Origin of the sequence: Blastopirellula sediminis (genome assembly GCF_020966755.1) — a bacterium.
In the GTDB taxonomy this organism is placed as follows: domain Bacteria; phylum Planctomycetota; class Planctomycetia; order Pirellulales; family Pirellulaceae; genus Blastopirellula; species Blastopirellula sediminis.
In genome coordinates this window covers 1,308,232-1,332,517 of sequence record NZ_JAJKFT010000010.1, presented here as the reverse complement: position 1 = coordinate 1,332,517, position 24,286 = coordinate 1,308,232, and the positions used below count along the sequence as shown (strand labels likewise).

Annotated in this window: 6 protein-coding genes; 4 read left to right on the top strand and 2 right to left on the bottom strand. The window is 58.0% G+C overall.

All coding sequences use genetic code 11. The annotated features are described in order from the left end of the window. Positions 1 to 327: 327 nt before the first annotated feature. The 4 genes from LOC68_RS17030 (at position 328) to LOC68_RS17015 (ending at position 22,796) form a co-directional block, all read left to right on the top strand. Positions 328 to 7,461 carry an Ig-like domain-containing protein gene (locus LOC68_RS17030; RefSeq protein WP_230220951.1) on the top strand — a complete coding sequence of 2,378 codons (7,134 nt, stop codon included), beginning with the start codon at positions 328 to 330 and terminating at the stop codon, positions 7,459 to 7,461. Between the two features lie 270 nt (positions 7,462 to 7,731). Further along, on the top strand, positions 7,732 to 11,043 hold the full coding sequence (locus tag LOC68_RS17025) for a hypothetical protein (RefSeq protein ID WP_230220949.1): 3,312 nt from the start codon (positions 7,732 to 7,734) through the stop codon (positions 11,041 to 11,043). 266 nt (positions 11,044 to 11,309) lie between these two features. Continuing rightward, positions 11,310 to 17,207 (top strand): ELWxxDGT repeat protein, encoded by a 5,898-nt coding sequence (locus LOC68_RS17020; RefSeq protein WP_230220947.1) that lies wholly within the window; start codon positions 11,310 to 11,312, stop codon positions 17,205 to 17,207. A 258-nt stretch (positions 17,208 to 17,465) separates the two neighbouring features. Further along, entirely contained in the window at positions 17,466 to 22,796 is a 5,331-nt protein-coding gene (locus LOC68_RS17015; RefSeq protein ID WP_230220945.1) for a hypothetical protein, read from the top strand. Here LOC68_RS17015 and LOC68_RS17010 read toward each other — a convergent pair. Both LOC68_RS17010 and LOC68_RS17005 read right to left on the bottom strand, forming a co-directional pair. Next, positions 22,767 to 23,951, bottom strand: coding sequence for an iron-containing alcohol dehydrogenase (locus LOC68_RS17010; protein WP_230220943.1), 1,185 nt, complete (start codon positions 23,949 to 23,951; stop codon positions 22,767 to 22,769). The genes LOC68_RS17015 and LOC68_RS17010 overlap by 30 nt on opposite strands. Before the next feature lie 8 nt (positions 23,952 to 23,959). Beyond that, on the bottom strand, positions 23,960 to 24,229 hold the full coding sequence (locus tag LOC68_RS17005; RefSeq protein WP_230220941.1) for a hypothetical protein: 270 nt from the start codon (positions 24,227 to 24,229) through the stop codon (positions 23,960 to 23,962). Between the last annotated feature and the right edge of the window lie 57 nt (positions 24,230 to 24,286).

The following is a 24,286-nucleotide window of genomic DNA, read 5'->3' as shown; positions in this document are numbered from 1 at the left end:
CAAAGGGGCTCGCAAAGGCCTTCCAGGCAGTCCCGAAAGCCGGAAGCGCCGCCTAGAAGTCGGCGGCGTCGGTCTAGCGCAAGTCGTTAATGTACCGTGAATTCGGGTGGCGGGAAAGATGCCGGCGCCGCTGCGAAACTGATTGATTTAGGCAAAATATTCGTCTATTATCGACCACAACCAGACAGGGCCATCGCTACCCACCCATCTAAGTGGCACTACTTTGACTTATCCGGTACAGCCCGCCGTGATTTCCCCCCTGAATATCGACGGCCAGTTCGGTCCGCCCTTCTCCCTTGAGCCAGCATCTTACGGATCCCCTCTCCCATGGCTAAATCTCGCGCTCCCCAACCGCGCCGAAGCTGCGCAAAACGTCGCCGCTTCTCCCCCTTGGCGACCGAGCAACTCGAAGTCCGCTCACTACTGTCCGGGGACGGTCTCACTGGGCTTCTGACCGATGACGGCGACCTGGTGACGACGAACAGCGCGCCGCTGGCGACCAACAGCATTAACGTCGCCACTGTCGCCGGCTATACCGGGACGCAAGTGACCAATGGCGGACATACGACCGGCGCGGTCGCTCTTTCCGCCAGCGTCGGTCAGATCACCTCCTTCAATCCAGGCACGGGAACTTGGAACTGGAGCATCGACACCAAGAAGATCGATGTCGGGAAGTACGACGTCGTGCTCACGATGACCAACTCCGAGGGGGCGGAATCGACATCGACGTTCGCTTTGGTCGTGCACAATTACACGACCCAGTACCTGTTTAATCCCGCGAATGCAAACGAGCTCTACTCCAACTACACCTACGCCCAGTTTGGAGACCAGATTTTTTTCACCGCCTTGCAGTTGGGCATCGGCTGGGAGCTCTGGACGAGCGACGGCACGGTCGACGGAACGCACCTCCTGCAGGATATTTACTCCGGCTCCAAGGGATCGAACGTTGGGAGCTTTTTTCCCGTCGAGGACGAACTCTTTTTTTCGGCACGCGACGCTACTCGATACAGTCTCTGGAGTACCGACGGCGACACGGTTGAGCAGCGCGTTCCGCTCTCCAACTTCACGGCGCTCAATCCGGCCTACGCCAACGGCAACATCATTTTCAACTACCTCGGCGATTCCTCGGCGAGCAAGCTCTGGAAATCGGACGGAACTCCGGAAGGGACGGTCAGCCTCCTCTCCTCGAACCAACAGAAGTTTTCGGTTCCCAACTATTTCACCGCCGTCGGCGATATCGTCTATTTTGTCGACTACGCCACCGGAAATCAGCAAACGCTGTGGCGAACCGACGGGACGGAAGCCGGCACTTACCGCGTCGCCGACGTGCCGACGGTCGTAAACTCCTCGCCGCCGTTTTTGAAGAGTTTCGGCGGTAGTCTGTACTATTTACCGGACGACGCCAACACCGCGAATCCAATCTGGAAGGTCGACGCCAGCGGAAACGCCACGCCGCTGTTCTATCTCAATACGCCATTGGCGGTCGATTCGATCCATTTGCAAACGGTCGACGACGAACTGTTGTTCGATTTCTATTCGAGCGCAAACTCGGCCCCTGGCTACCGTCAGGTATGGCGTCTGAACGAGGCGGCCGATGCGATGGAGCTGTTCCTCGATTTCCAGAACGTCGGCCTGAGCAAAGTCAGCTGGTATAAGTATTTCCAGGGGGACTTTTACGTCGTCGGCGAAAAAGATGGAAATCCCGCCGCACTCTGGAAGACTGACGGTACTCTCAGCGGAACGCAATGGCTGGCCAGAGTGAACGTCACCGAGCTCTGGGGGACCGACCAAGGGATCTTCTTTTCAGGAGGCAACTCGCTTTGGACGACCGATGGAACGGCCAGCGGCACGTTTCAAATACAGACCAGCACCTTTCAAACCATTGGGACTCCAGTCGGGCTCGCATCCCTATCCAATGGCGTCGTCTTCGCCGCCTCGGTTAGCGGCAATCCGCGCGGCCTGTATGCGCTGCGATCTGGGCCGAATGTCGACGCCGGGGGCCCCTACGCTGCGACGCCTGGCACAACCATTCAACTGGACGCCAGCGGAACGACTGACGACGTCGACGTGATTGGCGATCTGACGTTCGAATGGGACCTGGACGGGGACGGCCAATACGACGATGCGGTCGGCGTTATGCCGACGCTAACGCTCAACACTCCACAGGAACTGCAAATCGGACTGAAGGTCACCAACCAGGCAGGCGCCATCTCGTACGGCGTCGCGTCTGTCTCGATCGACAATCTCCCCCCCGACGTGACGATCGACAGCGCAGTCGTCACCGCTGACGAAGGGTCGACCGCCGCCAATAGCGGCTCGTTCAGCGATCCCGAAGGAAACGAAGTGACGTTGTCTGCCGACATCGGTCAGATCATGCAGAACGTGCAAGCCGGCACATGGAGCTGGACGTACCCCGTGGCGGACGGTCCGAGCGCCGGAACCATCGTGACGATTACCGCCCAAGATTCCTTCGGCGCGATCTCAACGTTCACGTTTGAGCTGGTCGTCAACAACGTCGATCCGACCGCGACGCTTGATCCGCTCGATTACGCCTATCCCGTCGACCGCCCAATCGACCTCTCCGCCAGCGCGAGCGATCCGGCCGGGTCGCTCGATACGTTGACCTACAACTACGCCATCTACAAACACGGGGAGGCGACCCCAGAGTTCAGCGGATCGGGCGTCGATCTAACCACATTCCAGTTCACGCCGACCGAAATCGGTTTCTATGACGTCGTGCTGACGGTCAGCGACGAAGATGGCGGGAGCGATGAAGTTCGCCAGACGATTGTGGTTGATTTGATCACGTGGGCGGGAAGTGAGTTCCAGGTCGATCCTGCCGAGATGGGACAGTTTGAACCGTCGGTGGCGATCAACAGCGACGGAAATTATGTGATTGTCTGGCGGATCGGGCTCGGCGGGGCGCCCTTTGCTCAACGCTACAACGCAGATGGCGAGAAAATTGGAGACAAGATTTCGGTCAATCCATACGTCACCACAAACAATATCAAACCTGTCGCGGCGATGGATGACGCTGGTAATTTTGTCATCGCCTGGAGCGGCTATGGCAAGAGCTACCAAGAGCGAGGAGTATTTGCGCAGCGATTTTCGTCCGATGGCGTAGCGATTGGCGATCCGATCGCCATCGCTACTACAACATCGACGCAGGTAATGACAATCGCGCTCAATAACCAAGGCGAATTTGACGTCTATTACGCAAACAGCGTCGGCCTCTACGTTCGTCGATTCGCCGCTGATGGAACTCCAGCTGGAGATGCGGTGCTCTTCAGTACCTATACGGTAAGCGACGAACCGTCCGTCGCCTTGGATGACGAGGGGAACTACGTCCTCGTCTGGGCTGAAGACACGCCAGATACCTACGCCAACGATATCTTCGGACAACGATACTCGGCGGCGGGAGTTCCGATTGGCGACGCTTTCGTCGTCAGCTCGTACGCAACATCCGATCAAACGGCCCCCAACGTTTCGATGACCGGAGATGGTCGATTCGTCGTCACTTGGGGCAGCGACATGCAAGATGGCAGCGGTTCCGGCATTTTCGCGCAGCGTTTCGCCGCGGATGGGACGAAGGATGGCGACGAATTCTTCGTAAACACGACCACCGTCTACGAACAGTTTGATCCGGCGGTGGCGATCAACGATCAGGGAAGCTTTGTCATCGGCTGGGTTAGCAGCGACCCCTTCACCGAGTTGGAATATATCTTCGCCCAGCGTTTCTCAACTTCGCCGCCGCAGGTCGTCTCGGTTTACGCCGGGGAAGAATCAATCGCCGATCATGGCGCGGTCAGCGATCGCGTCGATCGGATATCGCTTCAGTTCAGCGAAATATTGGCGACCAGCGGCTATGCCGCCATCACGGACTTCGCTCACTGGCGTCTCGAACTCGACGGCGTCGACGTCACTTCGCGGGTAATCCAGATCACGACCGATTCCAACAGCCGAGGCACGATCGTCGAATTGCTGCTGGACGGACTGGTCAACTACGGCCAGTTCACGCTTACCCTCTTCGACAGCGCTACCGATTTGGCGGGACGCCGCCTGGACGGCGACCAAGACGGGCTCGACGGCGGAGATTTCGTCTTCCACTTCTCAGTCGATATCCCCCGCTTTCTCGGCGAAGAATCTATCGTTAATACGACGACTCAACATGACCAAAATACGCCGGCGATCGCGATCAAAGACTCGGGAGAATACATCGTCGTCTGGGCCAGCGACCTACAAGACGGCTCCGCGGAAGGGATCTACGCACAACGATTCGCCGCGGATGGGACGAAGATCGGCGGAGAGATTCAAGTCAACTCGTATACCACGGGTTACCAACTGACTCCGACCATCGCGTTTGACGCCGCGGGAAACTTCGCAGTCGCCTGGTACCGTTCGAGTAACGTCTACGCGCGACGTTTTTCGGCGGACGGGATCGCGCTTGGCGAGGAATTCCTGGTCAATACCTATACAAGCCACTCGCAGCAGCGCCCGACGATCGCCATGGACGCCAGCGGCGCCTTCGTGATCGCTTGGGATAGCTATGAACAAGATGGTAATAATAACGGAGTTTACGCCCAACGTTTCGCCGCCGACGGTTCTAAGCTCGGCGGAGAATTCCGCGTCCATACGTCGACTTTCGGTAGTCAAGTCTCCCCCAGCGCAACGATGAATGCCCCGGGCAACTTTGTCATCACCTGGACCGGTTACGAACCCAACGCCAAATTCTCTGGGGTTTACGGTCAACTGTTCGCCGCCGACGGTTCAACGATTGGCGACGAATTCCATGTCAACACATACCTCGATGACCCTCAAGCAGTACCATCCGTCGCGATGGCGGCGGACGGATCGTACGTCGTCACCTGGCTTAGCGTTGGGCAAGATGGCCATCTCAGCGGAATTTATGCCAGGCGATACGCCGCCGACGGAACGCCGGTTGGGGACGAGTTCCACGTAAGTACCCGCATTTTGGATAACCAATCCTACCCTTCCGTCTCGATCGACAACGCAGGCAACTTCGTCATCGTTTGGCAAAGCGAAAATCAAGACGGCGACGGCTACGGCATCTTCGGTCAGCGCTACGCCGCGGACGGCACGAAGATCGGCGGCGAATTTCAGATCAATACCTACGTTCCCGGGACGCAGGAATTTCCCGAAGTCGCGCTCGACGAAGCCGGAAACGTCGTCGTCGTTTGGACCAGTCACGACCAAGACGGAAATGGCCAGGGGATCTACTCACAGCGATTCCGCTTCTTCTCCGACGCCGGCGGTCCTTACGTGATCGACGACGAAAGCGATCTTCCCCTGATGGCTGCGCCTCCTGCCGAGGGAGACACGATCGTCAGCTATACCTGGGACTTGGATGGCGACGGCCAGTTTGACGACGCGACCGGCATGTCGCCGACAATCACAGCACAAACCCTCGCCGACCTTGGGCTCGCTCCCCGCAATACGTACGAGATTTTCGTTCGCCTGACCGACAACTTCGGGTTCTTCCGCGATGCGGCGACGACGGTCCGCATGATCACCGCGGCGCCAACGCCGATCCTCGAATCGATCAGCGTTCCGCGACAGGAAGGAACCCCGATCGAAGTGATGAGCGGCACGACCGAGTCGGTCAACCCTGCCGATCCCTTCACCTTCCGCTACTTCGTTTTCAAAGACGGCGATTCGACGCCGCTAATCCGCATCGAAGATAGCGAACTGTTCGACCTTCAATTTACTCCTGCAGACGAAGGCAGCTACGAAATCGTACTGACCGCCAGTGCGGAAGTTGGGATGACGCGGGAAGTTCGTCAGACGATTGTCGTCGAAAACCTGGCCCCGGTCGTCCATGCAAATGCGACGACGCTTACCGTCGACCAAGGTGGATTTGTCTCCATTGGCGGCACGTTCCGAGACCCCGGCGACGATGTGGTTACGTTAGTCGCCAACATCGGCACGATCGCGCAATACGAGGCGACGGGCAAGTGGTTATGGACCTACGATGCGATCGACGGCTTGGCCGGCCCGCAAACGGTCACGATCACCGCCACCGATCCCGACGGCGGCGAGTCGACCGTCACCATTGAGCTGACGATCAACAACCTGCCGCCGACGATTGCGGCCGATCACTCGACGCCGTACGCTTCGCTCGGATCAACCGCCAAAGTCACCGGCACTTATCATGATCCCGGCAACGACATCCTTGCCTTCACGGCGTCGGAAGGAACCGTCGTCGACAATCTCGACGGCACATGGACCTGGTCGCTGGCCGGCGTTCAGCCTACTGGCAGTCGGGAAGTCTTGATCCGGGCCGAAGATGGTAACGGAGGATCGGACGAAGTGACGTTCACGCTGACCGTTTTGCCAGAAATCGAGACTTTTTTGACGACAAGCGATAACGGGGCCGTCACTGACGCGGCCGGCGAAGTCGACGTTCTTCCAGACGACTTGGAATCGATTCACGAATGGGAAGACTTTACCGTCGACGTCTGGGTTCGCTACGACGAGCAGTACGTTCATGACGTTACGGGAGTCTCGCTGAACCTGAACTTCAACAGCACTTGGTTTCAGTTGGCTGACTACTCGGCGAGCAGCGGCGTCGGAGTATTGACCGTTCAGAACAACGGCGACGCGTTGGCGATCACCGCCGCTCAATTGGCGTCGGGCGTCGTCGGAAAAGAGGCGTACTTCCTGGTCGGTAGTTTTCGATTCCAACCGAATCCCCAAGGCGGTCTTTCCAATAACGCCGACGGCTCTTATCCCGAGCCTGTCTCCGATCTCGAGTTCACCGCCACCGACTTCGAATTGTCGTTTGACGTCTATGGCGACGTTCCCGGCATTCAGGCAGGCTTCCCCACAACCCAGATGCAAGTCGTCCCCTACGACGTCGACGACGACAGCTACATCACCTTGATCGATCTGACCTATTTCCTTCGCGGAATTGGGAATAGCGTCGATTCCAACCCTAGCGTCTATCGCTACGACTTCGATCACGACGGCTTTGTGACGCTGATCGATCTGGCCTATTTCGTTCGCAACATCGGCGGCAACGCCAGCAATGGAGATGGCGTAGTTCTGCCGCCGCCACCGCCTCCGGCTCCGCTAGAAAGCGAATCGCTTGCGATCCAATCGACGTCGACCCTGCTGGAAGGCGAAGCGATTCTTCCCCCGCCTGCGCTCCCGCAGTCGGATGACGCCGGCAACATCGACGCGGCGTTCGGCAATCTCGCACTCGAGGCCGAGTGCTGGGAGTTGCCGACTGACGACGACGTGGAGCAACCGCTGCTGGAGCGGATCTCCTCGGAACTCGCCGCTTGGAGTTCGCCGCACCTTCCCGATTGGGCGCTGCAAGAGTCGGCGAAGTATGCGTCGGTCGTAGAAAAAGCGATTTCGCTCCTGGAAGAAGTGGAAGACGATTGTCCGCGCATTGGTCGGCTGATCCATTGGCTCGACCAGTGGCCAGACGCCGACTAGTACGGCACGCGAGCCCCCTATCTGGCTAGAGGCGAATCCGCTCTTAGACGGCGTTTCACGGCGTGAAACAGTCGAGCCGCGCGTTCTTGCTTTTCCGGGAAATGTCGGAAACCCTCCGTTTCTGCTGTCCCTTCGCTCGGCGACGCGCGTTACAATCGCGCCACCTTATCGATACTGCCGACGATCTTGCTCCCCGATCACGGCAGTTTGCACGCGGGCTGGTTTGATCTTCTCCCCCTCGCCAATCAACCCAAAACACGCCGAATCGACATGAGCACTAAGTCACTGCGCCTTGACCTCGCTCCTTCCTCCTCTCGTCGCCGTCGCCTGCGAACCTGCTGCACCGAACTACTCGAGATACGCACCCCGCTGGCTTCCGATCTGATGATCGAGTCAAGTCTCCTCGAAGCCGAGCCGGCGGTCGCCGATTATCTGCTGGTCGACGTCTACCCCGGCAGCGATCCCAGCGACATCTTCTCGTTCATATCTTTGGGCTACGCCGAACTGAACGGCGTCGCCTACTTCGCCGGTATCGACGACTCCAATTTCTATAGCCTGTGGCAGACCGACGGCACCACGGCCGGCACCGAACAGGTGGTCGGCTTTCCGGCATTCGCCGATATTCGCTCGCTGCAAACGTTCGGCAATCTCCTCTACTTCGAAGGTAGCTTGAACGGATCTAGTTACGAACTCTACGCGACCGATGGTACGGCTCAAGGGACAGTCCAGCTGACCAGCTTTCAGAACTTCTTCGACTTGGTTTCGTTCGATCCGGTCGCCGTCGGCAATACAGTCTACTTCACGAGCGGCGACGGCTTTTCCTCGACCGAAATCTGGAAGACCGACGGGACCGCTCAGGGAACGATGCTGGTCAAAGATTTAACGACGGTCGAGACTTCCCCGTTGATCGCCGAACTGACCCCCTCCGGCAATCTCCTTTACTTCCAGCTTTACGATCAGCAGCTTTCCAGCGTGCAGCTGTGGAGAACCGACGGAACGGACGAGGGAACATTTCGGATCGGGACAGGCCTGGCAGACCCCTCCTATCTGACCGACTTCGGCGGAGCGCTCTACTTCTCTGCCAGTGACGCCATGCATGGCGAAGAGCTCTGGATGACCGACGGTACCGAGATGGGGACGACGCTCGCCTTTGAACTGGTCCCCGGCGTAAATGGCGCCGACTACAACGGCCTGCGCAACATCGACGGCACGCTCTATTTTTCCAACACCACCGGCGATATCTGGAAGTCGGACGGAACCCTGGGCGGAACCGTCGCGATCACGGCGGAAAACTTTGGCATCGGCGCCACCGAGCCGCTGCTCGTCTTTCAAGGGGACATCTACTTCAGCCTCTATAACGGCGACCTGTTCGAGCTTTGGAAAGCGACCGACGTCAACTCCAGTCCTGAACTGGTAACAGGGCTCAGCCCCCTCTTGTTCACGTTCCAAGACTTGCCGTATGCGGTCTACGGCGACGCCCTCTTCTTCACCGGCTACGATGTCGACCACGGTCTCGAACTTTGGAAGACCGACGGCACGGCGGAAGGCACGGTGCGCATCACTGATCTGACGCCGATGGAAGGGGACTCGTTTCCTTTCGGCCTGACGTTTCTTGGCGATAACCTGCTCTTCATCGCCAAGGATACGACCAGCGGGTTCGAGCCGCGCGTGCTGAATATCGACGCCGCGCCGATCGCGATGATTCAGTTGCCGAAAACGACCAATAGCGGCCTCTCGATTGAGCTAAGCGCCCTCGGCTCGTACGACTTCAAAGACGCCGTCGCCGATTTGACCTTCGAGTGGGATCTGGATGGGGACGGACAATACGACGACGCCGCCGGCTTCAATCCCACCGTCTTGTTGGCTGATCAGACCTTCATCAGCTCTTGGGACGTCAGCGTGAAGGTCACCGACCTCGACGCAAACTCCAGCTTCGCAACGATGACGTTCAGCGCCGACGAAGTCAATCTGACGCTCGACGACGCCGCCCTCACCGTGTCCGATGGAGATCTCGCGGTTAACGGCGGCAAATACTTTGACGCCTTCGGTCGCACGATCGTCTTCACCCCGTCGCTTGGCGACGTGATCGACAATGGAGACGGAACCTGGACTTGGAACTACGTTCCCGATGCGGACGATATCGGCACGACCGCCGTCACGATCGACTTCGACAACGGCGTGCAAGTGTCGCAGCTCTCGTTTGATCTGACCGTCCTCTACGCCGATCCGGTAATCGAGACCGACCCGCAATCGCCGGAGTTCGCCTTGAAAGGGGAACTTGCGACGAAGTTCGGCACGTACACGGTCGGTTCGGCCGACATCCTTTCGATCACGGCGACGCTCGGCGACATCACCGACAACGGCGACGGAACTTGGAGCTGGAGCTATCAGACCAGCATCAATGAAGACGATTACCAGTCGGTCGACATTACGATCACCGACGTGAATGGCAATTCGATGACCTTGTACGAATCGCTCTTCACCGTTTACCCGGTCCAGGTCCATTTGACGATTAACGATGCGGCGGCGACGACCAACGCAACAGGCGTCGTCACGACGTTGCCCGACGATTTGGGCGCCATCAACGAGTGGGATCCCTTCACCGTCAACGTCTGGATCGAGCGCAACCCGACCACCAGTTCGCTGCTGCAAACGATCGACTATACGCTTGGCTACAATGACGCCTGGTTCCAGCTTGACAGTTCCGCGTCCGGCGCCGGCTTCAGTCAAATGACGGTGAACGATGTTGGCGGCCAAATCGAAGTTTCGGCGAGCAATTTCGCCGACCTCAACGGCGGCAACGGCGACTTCCTTTTGATCGGCAGCTTCCGCTTTATCCCCAATCCCAATGGCGGCGTGCCGAATACGACGCAAGGCGCTTACGCCGACCCGGTCGATCTCGGCTTTTCGATCATTGACCTGAAACAGACGACGCTCCTCTACACCGACATCCCCGGCGTGCAGTCCAGCTCGCCGACCACCCAAGTTGAAGTCATTCCGTACGACATCGATGATGACGGCGCGATTGGACTGGTCGACTTGACCTACTTGATTGGCAAGATTGGAGATCCGGTCGCCACCACGCCGGCGTCGTACCCGTTTGACTTTGATCGCGACGGCTTCGTCTCGTTGATCGACCTGGTCTACTTGATTCGCAACATCGGCGCAACGCAAGGAAACGGCGTTCCGATTCAGTTCCCAACGATTTCCTCTTCGCTGGAAGCCGAACCGCTGGCGATCCAGTCAACCTCAAGTTCTCTCTTGGAAGGAGAAGCGCTTCCGCTGTCGCTCCCCGTTTCCGAAGAGCACAACATCGACGCCGCGTTCGGCAATCTCAACTTGTTCCAAGAGTGTTGGGAGTCGCCGTCGGACGACGAAGAAGAAGTCGACATCGAAGCGGAATTCGCCCTTCCTGATTTCCCGTGGCAGCCTGACTTCGACTCGGAGTGGGCGATCGAAGCGTCGTCGATCGTCGAATGCGTGATCGACAAGGCGATTTCGCTGCTCGAAGACCTGGAAGAAGAGCACCCGCAACTGGGCCGCGCCGCCGATTGGCTGAAGCACCACTTCGGGAACTTCTAGTCGTTCCCGTCAAAATCTCGCCAATCGATGGCGATTTCTCACCCGAAATGCGCCCGCCCACCTCTTGCGAACAGGGCGGGCGTTAATTTTTTGCCGAAATGGGGCCGGGGGCCTGCATTCTTGCGTTTCGCTATCCCTCCCAGGCATTACAATCAGGCCATCCACTGGCCCCACAGAGGGATGCGTTTCCCGTCTCCGGCGGCTGATTTCCGAGCTTAATTCGACTCCTCCGTTCCTAGTCTCCCCCGCCGGAATGCCGTTTCGTCATGAGCAAGAATCCGGTGCGCAGTGATCGCGCCCACGCTCGACCCAGTCGACGCCCCTACATTCTGCAAGCCGAACAACTGGAAGTCCGCGACCTGCTGGCCGCCGACCTGCTGCCGCAAGCCGACCTGCTGGAAGGAGAACCGACGCCAACCATCGCCGCCGACGCGAGCGCGCTGGTCTACGCGGTTGGCTCCACCGCCACCAACAGCGGCACGTTCGCCAACGCGGTCAACCTCTCGGCCTCGGTCGGCGCCGTCGTCGACAACGGCGACGGCACGTGGACCTGGACGCTGGGAGACGTACAGGTAGGCGACACGCAAACGGTAACGATCACCGCGGATGACGGCGCTGGCGCGTCGGTAGAGACGACGTTTGAGCTGACGGTCGAGAGCGTTGAGTTTCAGTTGTTGAAGGATACGGAACCGGGGAACGTTTTCAATTACATCTCGCCAATTGTCTGGATTGGAGAGGTGGGCTATTTCACGACCTATCCAAGTAGTTTTCCCGTTACGCTCTGGAAGACGGATGGAACCCCGGATGGGACGACGATCATCGAATCAACGTTCACTGGTATCGTGGAACTAGTCGATTTTAATGATGAACTCTATTTTCTAAGGCGCAGAAACTACTTTGACGACCAAAGCTACGATCTTTGGAAATACGACGAAACGACGGACCAAGCGATTCTGATCTACGATTTTACAACGAACCTTCGCCCCGGTTCCGCTGTAGCGTCCGCGGTTGCAGGGAACTTGCTCTATTTCAACGTGGACGACGGAATTCACGGACAAGAACTTTGGGTCTCCGATGGAACGACGGAGGGAACTCATCTTGTCGCCGATATTATTCCAGGTTCGACCGGAACCGAAATCCGAGACTTAACAGCGACCGATGACTTATTGTTTTTCGTCGCCAATGACGGCATTCATGGGAATGAGTTGTGGAGGACTGACGGCACTGCGGAAGGAACGCTGATGGTCACGGACTTATACTCATCTGAATCGACGCAAAGACCGTACTTTCCAACCGCCGTCGGCAATGTCGTCTATTTTCTCGGGCCGGACGACACCATTTGGAAGGCCAACGGAACCGTCGGCGAAACGACGCAGCTCTACGTGAATACGCCGGCAGGAGCTCTTCCCATAGCCGACGCGGGCGGTCTGCGTGTCGTCGACGGTCAGTTCTACTTTAGTTTTGCGAACCAACTTTGGACCAGCGATGGAACTCTATCCGGTACTCAACCAATCACTAGCGCGATTGGCGTTTTCGGCAGTCAACTCGTCGCCCAAGCGAGGATCGGCGACGATCTCTATTTCATTAAAGATTCCTATTATGGTCCCGTTTCGGACGAACTTTGGAAACTAGACGAATCAACTGGCGAGGAAATTCTATTAGCCTCATTCCCGCCAACGACGATCGAGAGTTACCCATTGCCGCTACTCGTCGTAGAAGGCGCCGTCTATTTTCGCGGCTACGATGACACATACGGTTTTCAAAGATGGCGCACCGACGGTACGCCCGAGGGAACGACGCGCATTACCAGTTTTGTAACTCAATCCGGAACGATTGAGGGGCTGCCGAGCGCAGGTCCGAACGGTACGTTATTCTTCAAGGGAGAAACTGAACAGGTTGGTCGTGAATCATTCTTCGTTCAACTCGACACGCCGCCAGTAATCCGTCTACAGCCGATTCAGATCAGCGCTGACGTGCAAAATGTGATTCTCAGTGCGCTTGGCACGTTTGACTTTCTTGACGCTTTAAGTGAGTTGCAGTTCGACTGGGACCTTAATGGCGATGGCAATTATGACGACGCCAGCGGATTGAACGCATCAATTTCAATCGCCGACCTGGCGACGATTGGTATGGCCAATATTTCGCTCCGCGTCATTGATACGGATGGAAACATCGCGACCCGATCATTCGTCATCGATCCGAACGTTCCGCTTATTTCCGTCAACGACGATGACGGCATAAGCGTGAATGAAGGTGAAGTCGCCGTCTACTCAGGACGACTGGTCCACATTCTCGGGAACGAGATTCAGCTTTCCGCATCAATCGGCGAAGTCGTCGACAATGGCGACGGTACGTGGACTTGGCGCTATCAGACCGAAGATGGTCCCGACGATTCTCAAGCCGTCACCATCACCGCCAGTTCCGACGAACATAGCGCAAGCGTCAGCTTTCAGCTGCGCGTTAACAACGTTGGCCCTGTTCCAACAGTCGCGGAGACCAGCGTCACCGTGTCCCATGGTATGCTCGCAGTCAATAGCGGAACGTATAGCGACGTTCCTGCTGACGTCGTGCACGGAACCGCTTCGGTCGGCGAAATTATTGTCCGCGATGATGGGACATGGACCTGGAGCTACGACACCTCGCAAGCTCCACTCGGAAGCAAAACGGTCGTGATCTACGTCTACGATGAGCTTGGCGCTTTTTTTGGTGCTGCATTTCATTTGAAAGTCGAGCCTGCACCGCCTGCGTTGGAAGTTGACGCTACTTCGGTGAACTTCGTCACCGGATCGACGGCGTCCAACTCAGGCGCCCTCCTCAATCAGGACGGCGTTCCCGTCACGCTAAGCGCCTCGGTCGGAACCGTCGTCGACAACGGCGATGGAACCTGGTTCTGGTCGCTGGGCGACGTGCAGGTCGCTGACGCTCAGACGGTCACAATTACTGCGAGCGATGGGGATGGCGTCGTCAGCACAACGGAGTTTTCCCTGGCGGTCGTACCCCAACCGCAGGTCGATTTGATCGCGGATCTTATCTCGTCATATAGCTCGAACCCCGCCGGCTTCATCCGACTGGGTGCCTATATCTATTTCAATGCGCCGTCGGACGACTTTGGATTCGGACTGTGGCGAACCGACGGTACGCTGCAAGGAACCGCTCTTATCAAAGAGACCGGACCTCTGTTTACCGTCATCCTGAACGTTGAGGGAACACTTTTTTTCTCCACATATCAAAACTCGATTGGAACGCTCTGGACATCGGATGGAACGACCGATGGAACAGTTCCGATCGTCAGCCTTCCGTCTAGGATTCAAAGTCTAACTGAACTGAATGGCGCCGTATTCTTTAACGCCAGCGATGGTCTCTTGGGCGAAGAGCTTTGGCGAAGCGACGGTACCAGCGTCGGAACTGCGATGGTGGCCGACATCAATCCGCTCGGCGCATCCATCCCCATGAATCTTGTCGCGTCGAATGGCGCCCTCTTTTTTACTGCAACTGATGGGGTCCACGATTATCAGCTTTGGAAATCGGACGGCACTCCCACCGGAACAATCCCGTTAACCGATCTTCCGGAAAGGCCCAGGTCGCTTTCCGAAGTGAACGGCGTCCTGTACTTCGCAGCGAGTGACGGCACGAATGGACGAGAACTTTGGCGAAGCGATGGTACGGTGGAAGGAACGTTCTTGGTTGCGAACATCGCCCCAGGAGAGGCGTCTTCCGATCCCTACGCAATTGTCGCAATCGATGGCGCCCTCTACTTCCAAGCGACTACCGCCGAACATGGCGACCAGCTCTGGAAGTTTGATCCCGCCACAGGCCTTGCCGTTCGCCTGACTGATATCACCCTCACCGAACGCGCAAGGATCGAGCCAAAAGCCGGTTTCCAAGGAGATGTCTACTTCACCGTCTCTTATGCCGACGCGCTTTATTACCGGACCGATCAACCGTGGGAGCTTTGGAAAACCAACGGTGAGCCTGACGGCGCGAGCAAAGTCCTGCGACTAGCGGAGACAACCTCCTCGACGATATTCGATCTACTCGTCGATGTGAGCGGGAAAGCCTACTTTCGCGGATTCGATCGAGATCATGGTTTCCAATTGTGGCTAACCGATGGAACCGCGGAAGGCACCGTTCGTGTAACCGACGTCCCTGGCGGTCCAAACTTTACGTGGATCACCCAACTTGGCGACCAACTGATCTTCAGAACCGAGACCGGCGACGCCAATTATGAACCGCATCGTCTTGAGTTTACTGCTGGCCCCGTCGCTCGCATCGCCGACCCACGCCAATCCCCTGATGGGCAAAGCCTTCTCCTCAGCGCGTACGGATCGTTCGATTTTCAAGATCCGGTGTCCGATCTTCAATTCGCCTGGGATTTGGATGGCGACGGGATGTACGATGATGCGGTAGGGATGAATGTCATGCTGCCCCTTTCCGAGTTGGAGCTACCGGACGATTGGGCGATCAGCGTGCAAGTGACAAATACTCGTAACGTGATCGCCACCGCTTCGCGTAACATCGACACGCAAACGCCGTACGTTACGGTCGACTTGGTAGAACGCACGATTGATCTCTCAGAGACCGCCGTCAACGGAGGTGAGTTTGGCGACTTAAAGGGAGAAACGGTTTCCCTTTCCGCTTCGCTTGGCGAAATCATCGACAATGGCGACGGAACCTGGCGCTGGAGCTACGCCGCTCCGGCAACTGGCCCTTCAACGAACCACGAAGTAGTCATCACGGCGAGCGACGGATTGCACCAGCGACAAGTTTCGTTCATCCTGGAAGTAACGAATCCGCCGCCAGTCGTTCAAATGGAGAATGCCAAGTTTTTCGCCAAAATTGGCGACACCGTAACGACATCCGGCTTCTATTCGGATACATCCGCCGACGTTGTCTCCCTCACCGCATCGCTGGGAGAATTGATTGATCACGGCGATGGCACTTGGGATTGGAGTTATACGATTCTGGAAGGCGCCAGACGAGATATAGCCTCCAGAATCACAGCGATCGACTCCGATGGCGCACGCGGCGTCTATTCGATATCAATTCAAACGATCCCTTCTGCGGAGGCCTATCTAACCATCAACGGGTCTAGCCCCGAAACCAACCAATTCGGCGAGGTCGACGCGCTTCCCGCCGACCTCGAAATCGTTACCGAATGGGATTCCTTTACTGTCAACGTTTGGGTGCGTCGTGATGAACCGCGAATCGATCAATTAACTAACGTCTCGATGAATCTCCACTTTAATAACGAGCAGTTTCGGTTGGAGGATTTTTCTCCGAGCAGGGGCGTCGCCAGCTTGGACGTCAACACTAGCGGCGACATCATCGCAATCGACGCCAGCGGTTTCGACAACTCCGATTTCGAACTTGGCGAACTGTTGCACATCGGCAGCTTTCGATTCAAACCCGATACCAACTCCCAGATTGCCAACAATATTTCCGGCGACTATCCTCAGCCGATTGCCCTGTCGTTCTCGCTAACCGACGTTGAAATCACGACCAATTGGTTCGGCGTAGTCCCTGGCCAACAAGTCGGCGCTCCAACCACCCAGCTGCAAGTCGTCCCCTACGACGTCGATGACGATGGCGTGATCGGTCTGACGGACTTGACCTACTTGATCGGCAAGATTGGCGATCCGGTCGCCGACGTGCCTGGGGCGTACAAGTATGACTTCGATCGGGACGGCTACGTTTCGCTCGTCGACTTGATCTATTTGATTCGGAACATCGGCGCGTCGCAGGCGAACGGCACTCCGATTCAGTTGCCGCCAACCTCTCCGCCGGCGAATCCGCTGGTCGAAACGGAATCGCTGGCGATTCAAACTTCCGCCAGCGTGCTGTTGGAAGGAGAAGCGATTCCGCTGTCGCTTCCCAGCTCGGACGAGCACAACGTTGACGCGGCGTTCGGCAATCTCAGCTTGCTGGAAGAGTGTTGGGAGTTTCCGTCCGATGGCGCAGAGGAGGAAGAGCTGGTCGAAGCGGCCGCTTCCTTCTCCACCGGTTCATGGCAGCCGGAGCAGCTTCCCGATTGGGCGCTGCAGGCTTCCTCGATCGTCGAATGCTTCGCCGAGAAGGCGATCGACGTGTTGGAAGAACTGGAAGAAGAGCACCCGCGGCTTGAGCGGGCCGCTCGTTGGCTGAAGAACCGGCTCGAAGATTTCTAGGCGATTTCGTCCTTTCCCAGCCTCCGGCTGCAGTTTGCGCCGGAGCGGAAACCGGCCGATTCTGGCGGGCGTTGAATTTTCAGAGAAAAGCTGGCATTACCCCCCAATCTCGCGTGTATCCGCCAGTCGCAACCGCTACAATCGACCCATCTTTACTAATGCTGCAGAGGGGAGCGAATTCCCATCTGAAGTAGCTTCCGACGCGTGCCTGATTCCACTCCCCTGATTCATACGCCACCGCAGGACTGCCGTTTCTCTATGAGCCAGAAGCCCGTGCGCAATGATCGCGCCCTCGCCTCGCATAAACGTCGCCGACACGCCTCGCTCCACGCCGAACAATTGGAAGTCCGTCAACTATTGGCGGCCGACCTGTCGCCGCTCGCCGATTTAGTCGAAGGGGAAGCGGTCCTGCCGACGGTCGATGCCGACGCCAAGCTGGTAGCACGACAAAGTGGAACCGCAGCGAACAACAGCGGCGTCTACGCCGGCGACGTCGCCACTCTTTCCGCATCGCTGGGAGAAGTTGTCGACAACGGCGACGGAACCTGGTCGTGGAGTTTCGATACGCGTCTAACCAACGTCGGCACGTACGACGTGAGGATCACCGCCGCCGATGCGCTGGCCAACGAAGCGACGACAACCTTTTCGCTGACGGTGCACAATTATGGGCTGCAGTTGTTCGACGTCCACACCGGCGAAGATGGAGTGAATTCGGTTGAATTCGTAACCAAGGGGGACTACGTCTATTTCACCGGAATTCCGCTGAACTCTCCTCGTCAACTGTTTCGAACCGACGGCGTCTCGGCGCCGAAGCAAATCTCAGACCTTCCCGGTGACGATTACAGCTATAACGCGTCGAAGCTGGTCGTCGTCGGCGACACGCTCTACTACCTCGCGCGGTCTTCGGGAGGAACGGTCGGCCTTTGGAAGACCGACGGTACTCCCGGACAAACCGAAAAGATCGCCGATCTCCCTTGGGGGGACGCTTCGAGTTTCGTATTCAGGAGCATGGCCTACGCCGGCGGCTACATTTACCTTCGAAATCTGCAGCCGTCCGACGTCGTCGAACTCTGGAAGGTGAATGTCGAAACGGGTCAATTCGACAAGGTCGCCGACGTCACGCCTGGCTCCCCCTATTTCACCAGCAGTCGGATGGTCAGCGTCGGCGACGTCGTTTACTTCTTCGCCAACGATGGCGACGGCCCGCTCTGGCGCAGCGACGGTACCGCCGAGGGAACGTATAAAGTCGAATCGACCCCAGGCGTCTACGTTACGAAATTTACGCAATATGACGACTCGATCTTCTTCGTCACAAACGATGGAGCGACCAGCTCGGTGTGGCGCATTGATGCGTCCGGGGTCTCCCGCATCTTGCAGACGACGCCGACGGTAGAGACCAATTGGTTCGGCGGCCTGCGTACCGGCGGAGATCATTTGCTGTTTGCGATGAATCGACAAGGCAAGACGGGAGACGTTTGGAGCTGGAATGAAACGACCGAAGAAATGGAGCTGGTGGCGAACCTCATCGACTTGGGGTTCAATCTAGTTAGCTCGGTCAGCACCTACGACGGGCTCCTCTACGTTCGGGAAACGGTTCCGGGGACCACCAAGGTATACGATCAAAACCTGTGGCGAACCGACGGCACGCCCGCAGGGACGTTCCGTCTGATCGGCGAGAGCGAGCTGACCGACTTCTACGTTCACGGCTATTACGCGACCGACGTTGGTTTTTTCATGCTCATCGCTGACGCCGTCAACGGCTATGAGCTTTGGACCACTGACGGAACGGTCGCCGGGACCTATCCGACCACGGAGTGGAAGCCCTCTCACAACAGTATTCCGATTCGAGAATTCCAGTCGGTCGGCCAACGACTGATCATGGGGCTCAGCGTTTCGGCGGAATACGGCGACGAAATCTACACCTTTCAAACTGGTCCGACCGTCGACATCAGCGCCCCGAGCAATGGTCTGGTCGGAGACGTCTTGCAGCTGGACGCCGGCGCCACGTTCGATACCATCGATGCGCAACAAGACCTGACGTTCGAGTGGGACGTCGACGGCGACGGCGACTATGGCGACGCCAGCGGATTGATACTCTCGCTGCCGATCGAAACGCCTGGCCTGAAGCGGATTGGCCTGCGCGTCACCGACAAAGAAGGCGCCGCCACGTACGCCGTGTCGACGATTCAGGCGGACTATCCTCGCACGCTCGACGTAAATGACAAGACGGTGACCGTCGACGAAGGCGCTGTTGCCGTAAACTCCGGAACGCTTCCCCTGGGCTCTTTCACGCTCACCGCATCGCTCGGTACCGTCGTCGACAATCAAGATGGGTCGTGGAGCTGGAGTTTCCTCGCACCAAATGGTCCGGTCGCTGCGCAAAACGTGATCATTACCGCCACCGATAGCCAAAACATGGCGGAGCAAGTCGAGTTTGATCTGATCATCGACAACGTGGCGCCAACCGTCGCGGCAGATCTGGATTACCTCATCGCCGAAGTGGGTCAGGTCGCCGAGAACAGCGGCACGCTGAGCGATCCCGGCGAAGACGCGGTCGTGCTATCCGCTTCGGCCGGTCAGGTGATCAACAACGGCGACGGCACTTGGAGCTGGTCGCTCGACAGCACGCTGGAAGAGATCCCCGCCAGCGTCACCATCACGGCGGATGACGGCGACGAGCAAGCGGAAACGACCTTCACCATCGATCGCTGGGATCCGCAAGCGACGCGACTTGGTTCGGCCGCGCCGTTCGCCATCAACGCGCCGATCTCCGACTACCTTCTCGTCGGCGACTTGTACTACTTCATTTCGGAACGTTCGCTCTGGCGAACCGACGGAACCGCGGCAGGGACCATCCGCTTGCTTCCCGCATCGTCGAACGTCCAAAGCTTGTTCGACTACCAGGGAACGCTCGTCATTTCGACCGCGTCTTCCCTCTACAAATCGGACGGGACTGTCGCCGGGACCCAGAGGATCCGCAACATCCGCGTCATCGCAAACTCCTTCCACGACGTAAACGGGACGCTGCTCTTCTTCGCCGATGATCTAGAGCATGGCTACGAGCCCTTCACGTCCGATCTAACGACGGACGGAACCAAGGTTTTCATTGACGTCAACGAAGGTTCGGAACGATCAATCGGCAACGATCATTCCTTTCAGGCCAGCGACGGAACGCTCTACTTTCTCGCGACGACCGAAGAGACCGGGCTGGAAATGTGGAAGTCGGACGGTACCGTCGACGGCACGATGCTGATCAAAGACATTTACGACGGACCGGAAAGCGGCGTCTGGGGAGGGACTCGGTTCGTCGAACTCAATGGCGAAGTTTATTTCACTGCCCAGACCGACGTCGCCGCTCAACAGTTTTGGAAAACGGACGGAACCGCCGAAGGTACGAAACCGGCTCACGGCCAGACCTCGGAGTACGTCACGTTCTCCACGAAGCGACTTACGGATGGCCAATACGTCTACTACGTCGCCAACGACTACTATTTCGAACTGCGACGCACCGACGGCACGCCGAACGGCTCCACCACCATTCCGCTCAACCTCCCCACCGGTCGACGTATCAGTGATCTGGTGACCATCTTCCACGGAGAAATCTACTTCACTTCTTACAGCTCGGAGAAGAAAACCTTAGAAGTCTGGAAGCTTGATGCGACGACGGGAAACTCCGTCTATCTGGCTGACGTCGGCCCGTATAGTTTCCGATATTCGACCCTGGAAGTCGGCGAGTTCCTCTACTTCCGCGCCTACGACGCGACGTACGGCATGGAACTGTGGCGAACCGACGGCACGCCGGCGGGAACGGAGCGTCTGACCGAAATCGTGCCCGATAACGATCAGGTCTTACAGAACGCGGACGCCGTCTTCGACTTCAAGTTGCTCGGAAATCGGGTGACGACTCGCGTCTATAACGTCAACGACTCCCCCGAGATTCTCGATACATGGTTCATCGAGATCGCCGACCCTACGGCCGCCGCCGATCAGCCGATCGTGACGACTCCCGCAGGGAACATCGCCAGCGCCGGCGGAACGTACCAATACCTGATGGAAGGGATCATTCGCGCGACCGCTTCGATCGGCGACGTCGTCGTCAACGGCGACGGTACGTGGAGTTGGAGCTACGACGCCGTCAACAATCCGCTGGAGAGCCAACTGGTTACGATCTCTCTGACCGACGGCGTCAACATGACGGAAGCGAGCTTTACCCTGAATGTCTTGAATCTGACGGTCGACCATTCTCTCGTCGCCCAAGAGCCCACGCGGTTAGCGCAGAACGTCGGCAGGTATGCCGACTTCGGCGACGATCAGGTCGCTCTCTCCACCTCGCTCGGCATGGTCATCAACAACGGCGACGGAACTTGGAGTTGGAGCTACACGCCGAGCCTCAACGAAGTCGGTCAGCATGAAGCGACGATTACCGCCGACAACGGCGCTGGGGGCGTCGTGCATACGACTTTCACGCTTGACGTGTTGGCGATCCCGGAAGCGGCCCTGACGCTCAACGCCGGTAATCCCGTCACCGACGGCCAGGGACAAGTTGCGACGTTGCCGCCGAGCTTCGCGCGGATTGACGAATGGGACTCGTTGACGGCGAACGTCTGGATCCGCCGCCCGGCTCGCATCGGCGGTTCGTTGACCAACGTCACGCTCGACCTCCATTTCAGCAACTTGTGGTACCTACTGGAAAGCTTCGTCGCCGGGAGCGGCGTCGGCCAGTTGCAGATCAACAACGTCGGCGACACGCTAAAGATCGACGCCAGTCAGTTCACCTTCGACGACGCGGCGCTCGACGCCTATTTGCTGGTCGGCAGTTTCCACTTCCGCCCCAACCCGCACGGCGGCGTTGCCAATAACCTCTTCGGCGCCTATCCGACTCCGCTCGATTCGCAATTCTCACTTTCTAACATCCTCCTCAGCACCGACGAAGTGACCGACCAGTTCGGGCTGCCGACGGAATCTCCGGAAACGACCATGCAGGTCGTTCCCTATGATCTGGACGACGACGGCGTGATTGGCCTGATCGATTTGTCCAAGCTGATTAGCAAGTTGGGGACGCCGGTCGCGTCAAATCCCGCGTTGTACCCGTACGATTTCGACCAAGACGGCAACATTTCGCTGATTGACCTGGTCTACATGATTCGAAACGTTGGTACGACACGCGACAACGACGCCCCGATCAGCTTCCCCACGATTTTCGTCCCGCCGAATCCGCTGGTCGAAACCGAATCGCTGGCGATTCAAACTTCCGCCAGCGTGCTGTTGGAAGGGGAAGCGATTCCGCTGCCGCTTCCCACGCCTGAAGAGAATAACTTCGACGCCGCCTTCGGCAATCTCAGCTTGCTTGAAGAATGCTGGGAGGCGCCGACCGAGGAGGAGGAAGAGGAAGAAGTCGAAACGGCGTTCTCCTTCCCGGCTCACCATTGGCAGCCGGAGCAATTGCCTGATTGGGCGCTGCAGGCTTCGACGATCGTCGACTGCGTCGTCGAAAAGGCGCTCTCGATTCTCGACGATTTGGAAGAAGAGCACCCGCGATTCGGGCAGGCGATCAATCGGCTAAAGAGCCGACTCCAGAATCTGCAGTAGATCCTGTTCGCTCGGGCGACGCGGATTGGTTCGCATCAACCGCGTGATCGTGATTGATTTGGCGGCGAAGCCGGGGAGCATCTCCGGCGTCACGCCATACTCGCGCAGTCGCTCGGGGATGCCGATCGCTTTTTTCAATCGCTCGACCTGGGCGATCGCCCCTTCGGCGGTCGCATCGCCGCCCAATAGCTGCGCGATTTTGGCGAACTTCTCCTGCCGCTCCGGCAGATTGAAGCGCATCACGTAGGGAAGCAGCAGCCCGTTGCCGCCGCCGTGACTGCAATGCACAGCGCCGCCGATCGGATATTCAAGGGCATGCACCACGGCGACTCCAGCGTTGGAAAACGCGAGCCCGGCCAACGTCGCGGCCAGCGCCATTCCGGTTCGCGCCTCTAAGTCGTCTCCCTGGCGAACCGCTTGCACCAGGTGCTTGCCGACCAGCTCGATCGCTTTCTCGGCCAGCGCATCGACCAGCAGATGCGATCCACTGTAAGGCGCCGGACCGTCGCCATCTTGCTCCAGCATGTCGAACGTGGTCGACGTGTACGCTTCGACCGCATGGGTCAGCGCATCGATGCCGCTGTCGGCGGTCACCTGCGGCGGACAAGTCGAACTGAGGAGCGGATCGACGATCGCCACCGTCGGCCGCAAATATTGGCTGAGCGTACTGACCTTCATCGCGTTGGCGGAATCGGTCAGCACCGCCGACTGCGAAACTTCGCTGCCGGTTCCGGCAGTCGTCGGCAGTGCGATCAGCGGCGTCACCGGACCAGGGACGTTGTCCCAGCTGAAGTAGTCGGCCGGAACTCCGCCATGGGCGTGCAGAATGGCGACGATCTTCGCCAGGTCGATGTTGCTGCCGCCGCCGACTCCGCAGATGGCGTCAGGAGCGAACTTCTTCGCCGCGGCGCCGGCGTCAATCGCGACGCTCAGGTCAGGCTCAGCACAACTACCATCGAAGACTTCGACCGTTGCGCCCGCTTCGACCAGCGGCCGGCGCACTTTGTCGACCAGCCCCAGGCGAACAAGCGTCGGGTCAGTAACGATCAGCACGCGCGACCAACCGCGACGTGCCGACAACTTACCAACTTGCTGGCTCGCGCCGACGCCAAAGGTCAGCTCGCCAGCCGAGTAGAAGCTCCAAGCGTCAGCCATGGCAGGGACTAACCCTCCTGCTTGGCCATCAGTTTTTCCAAGTAACTCGCGACCAGCGCCGCGTCATCCTTCGCGACCAGGTGGTCGATCTGGGCCTTGGGAACCTTCAGCTTTTCCAAGTGACCGATGATTCGCTTCCAGACGGTCGCCCGCTTCTTTCCTTCGGCCAGGAAAAGTTCGGTGATGTTCTCTTGCAACTTTTGGATCGCGATCGAGTCCCGGTTCTCGTAGTAGTTGCGAATGATGTTTTGTTGGTGCTTCGAGAAGTTCTGAGACATGTTTGGTCTCTCCGAGAAACGAGGCGTCAGACGAACGAACCTACCAAATGTGGCAAA

What these genes read in the sequence shown, in the direction of transcription:
- LOC68_RS17015 (WP_230220945.1), top strand. Translation starts at nt 17,466, where the DNA reads ATGAGCCAGAAGCCCGTGCGCAATGATCGCGCCCTCGCCTCGCATAAA.
- LOC68_RS17020 (WP_230220947.1), top strand. Translation starts at nt 11,310, where the DNA reads ATGAGCAAGAATCCGGTGCGCAGTGATCGCGCCCACGCTCGACCCAGT.
- LOC68_RS17010 (WP_230220943.1), bottom strand. Translation starts at nt 23,951, where the DNA reads ATGGCTGACGCTTGGAGCTTCTACTCGGCTGGCGAGCTGACCTTTGGC.
- LOC68_RS17005 (WP_230220941.1), bottom strand. Translation starts at nt 24,229, where the DNA reads ATGTCTCAGAACTTCTCGAAGCACCAACAAAACATCATTCGCAACTAC.
- LOC68_RS17030 (WP_230220951.1), top strand. Translation starts at nt 328, where the DNA reads ATGGCTAAATCTCGCGCTCCCCAACCGCGCCGAAGCTGCGCAAAACGT.
- LOC68_RS17025 (WP_230220949.1), top strand. Translation starts at nt 7,732, where the DNA reads ATGAGCACTAAGTCACTGCGCCTTGACCTCGCTCCTTCCTCCTCTCGT.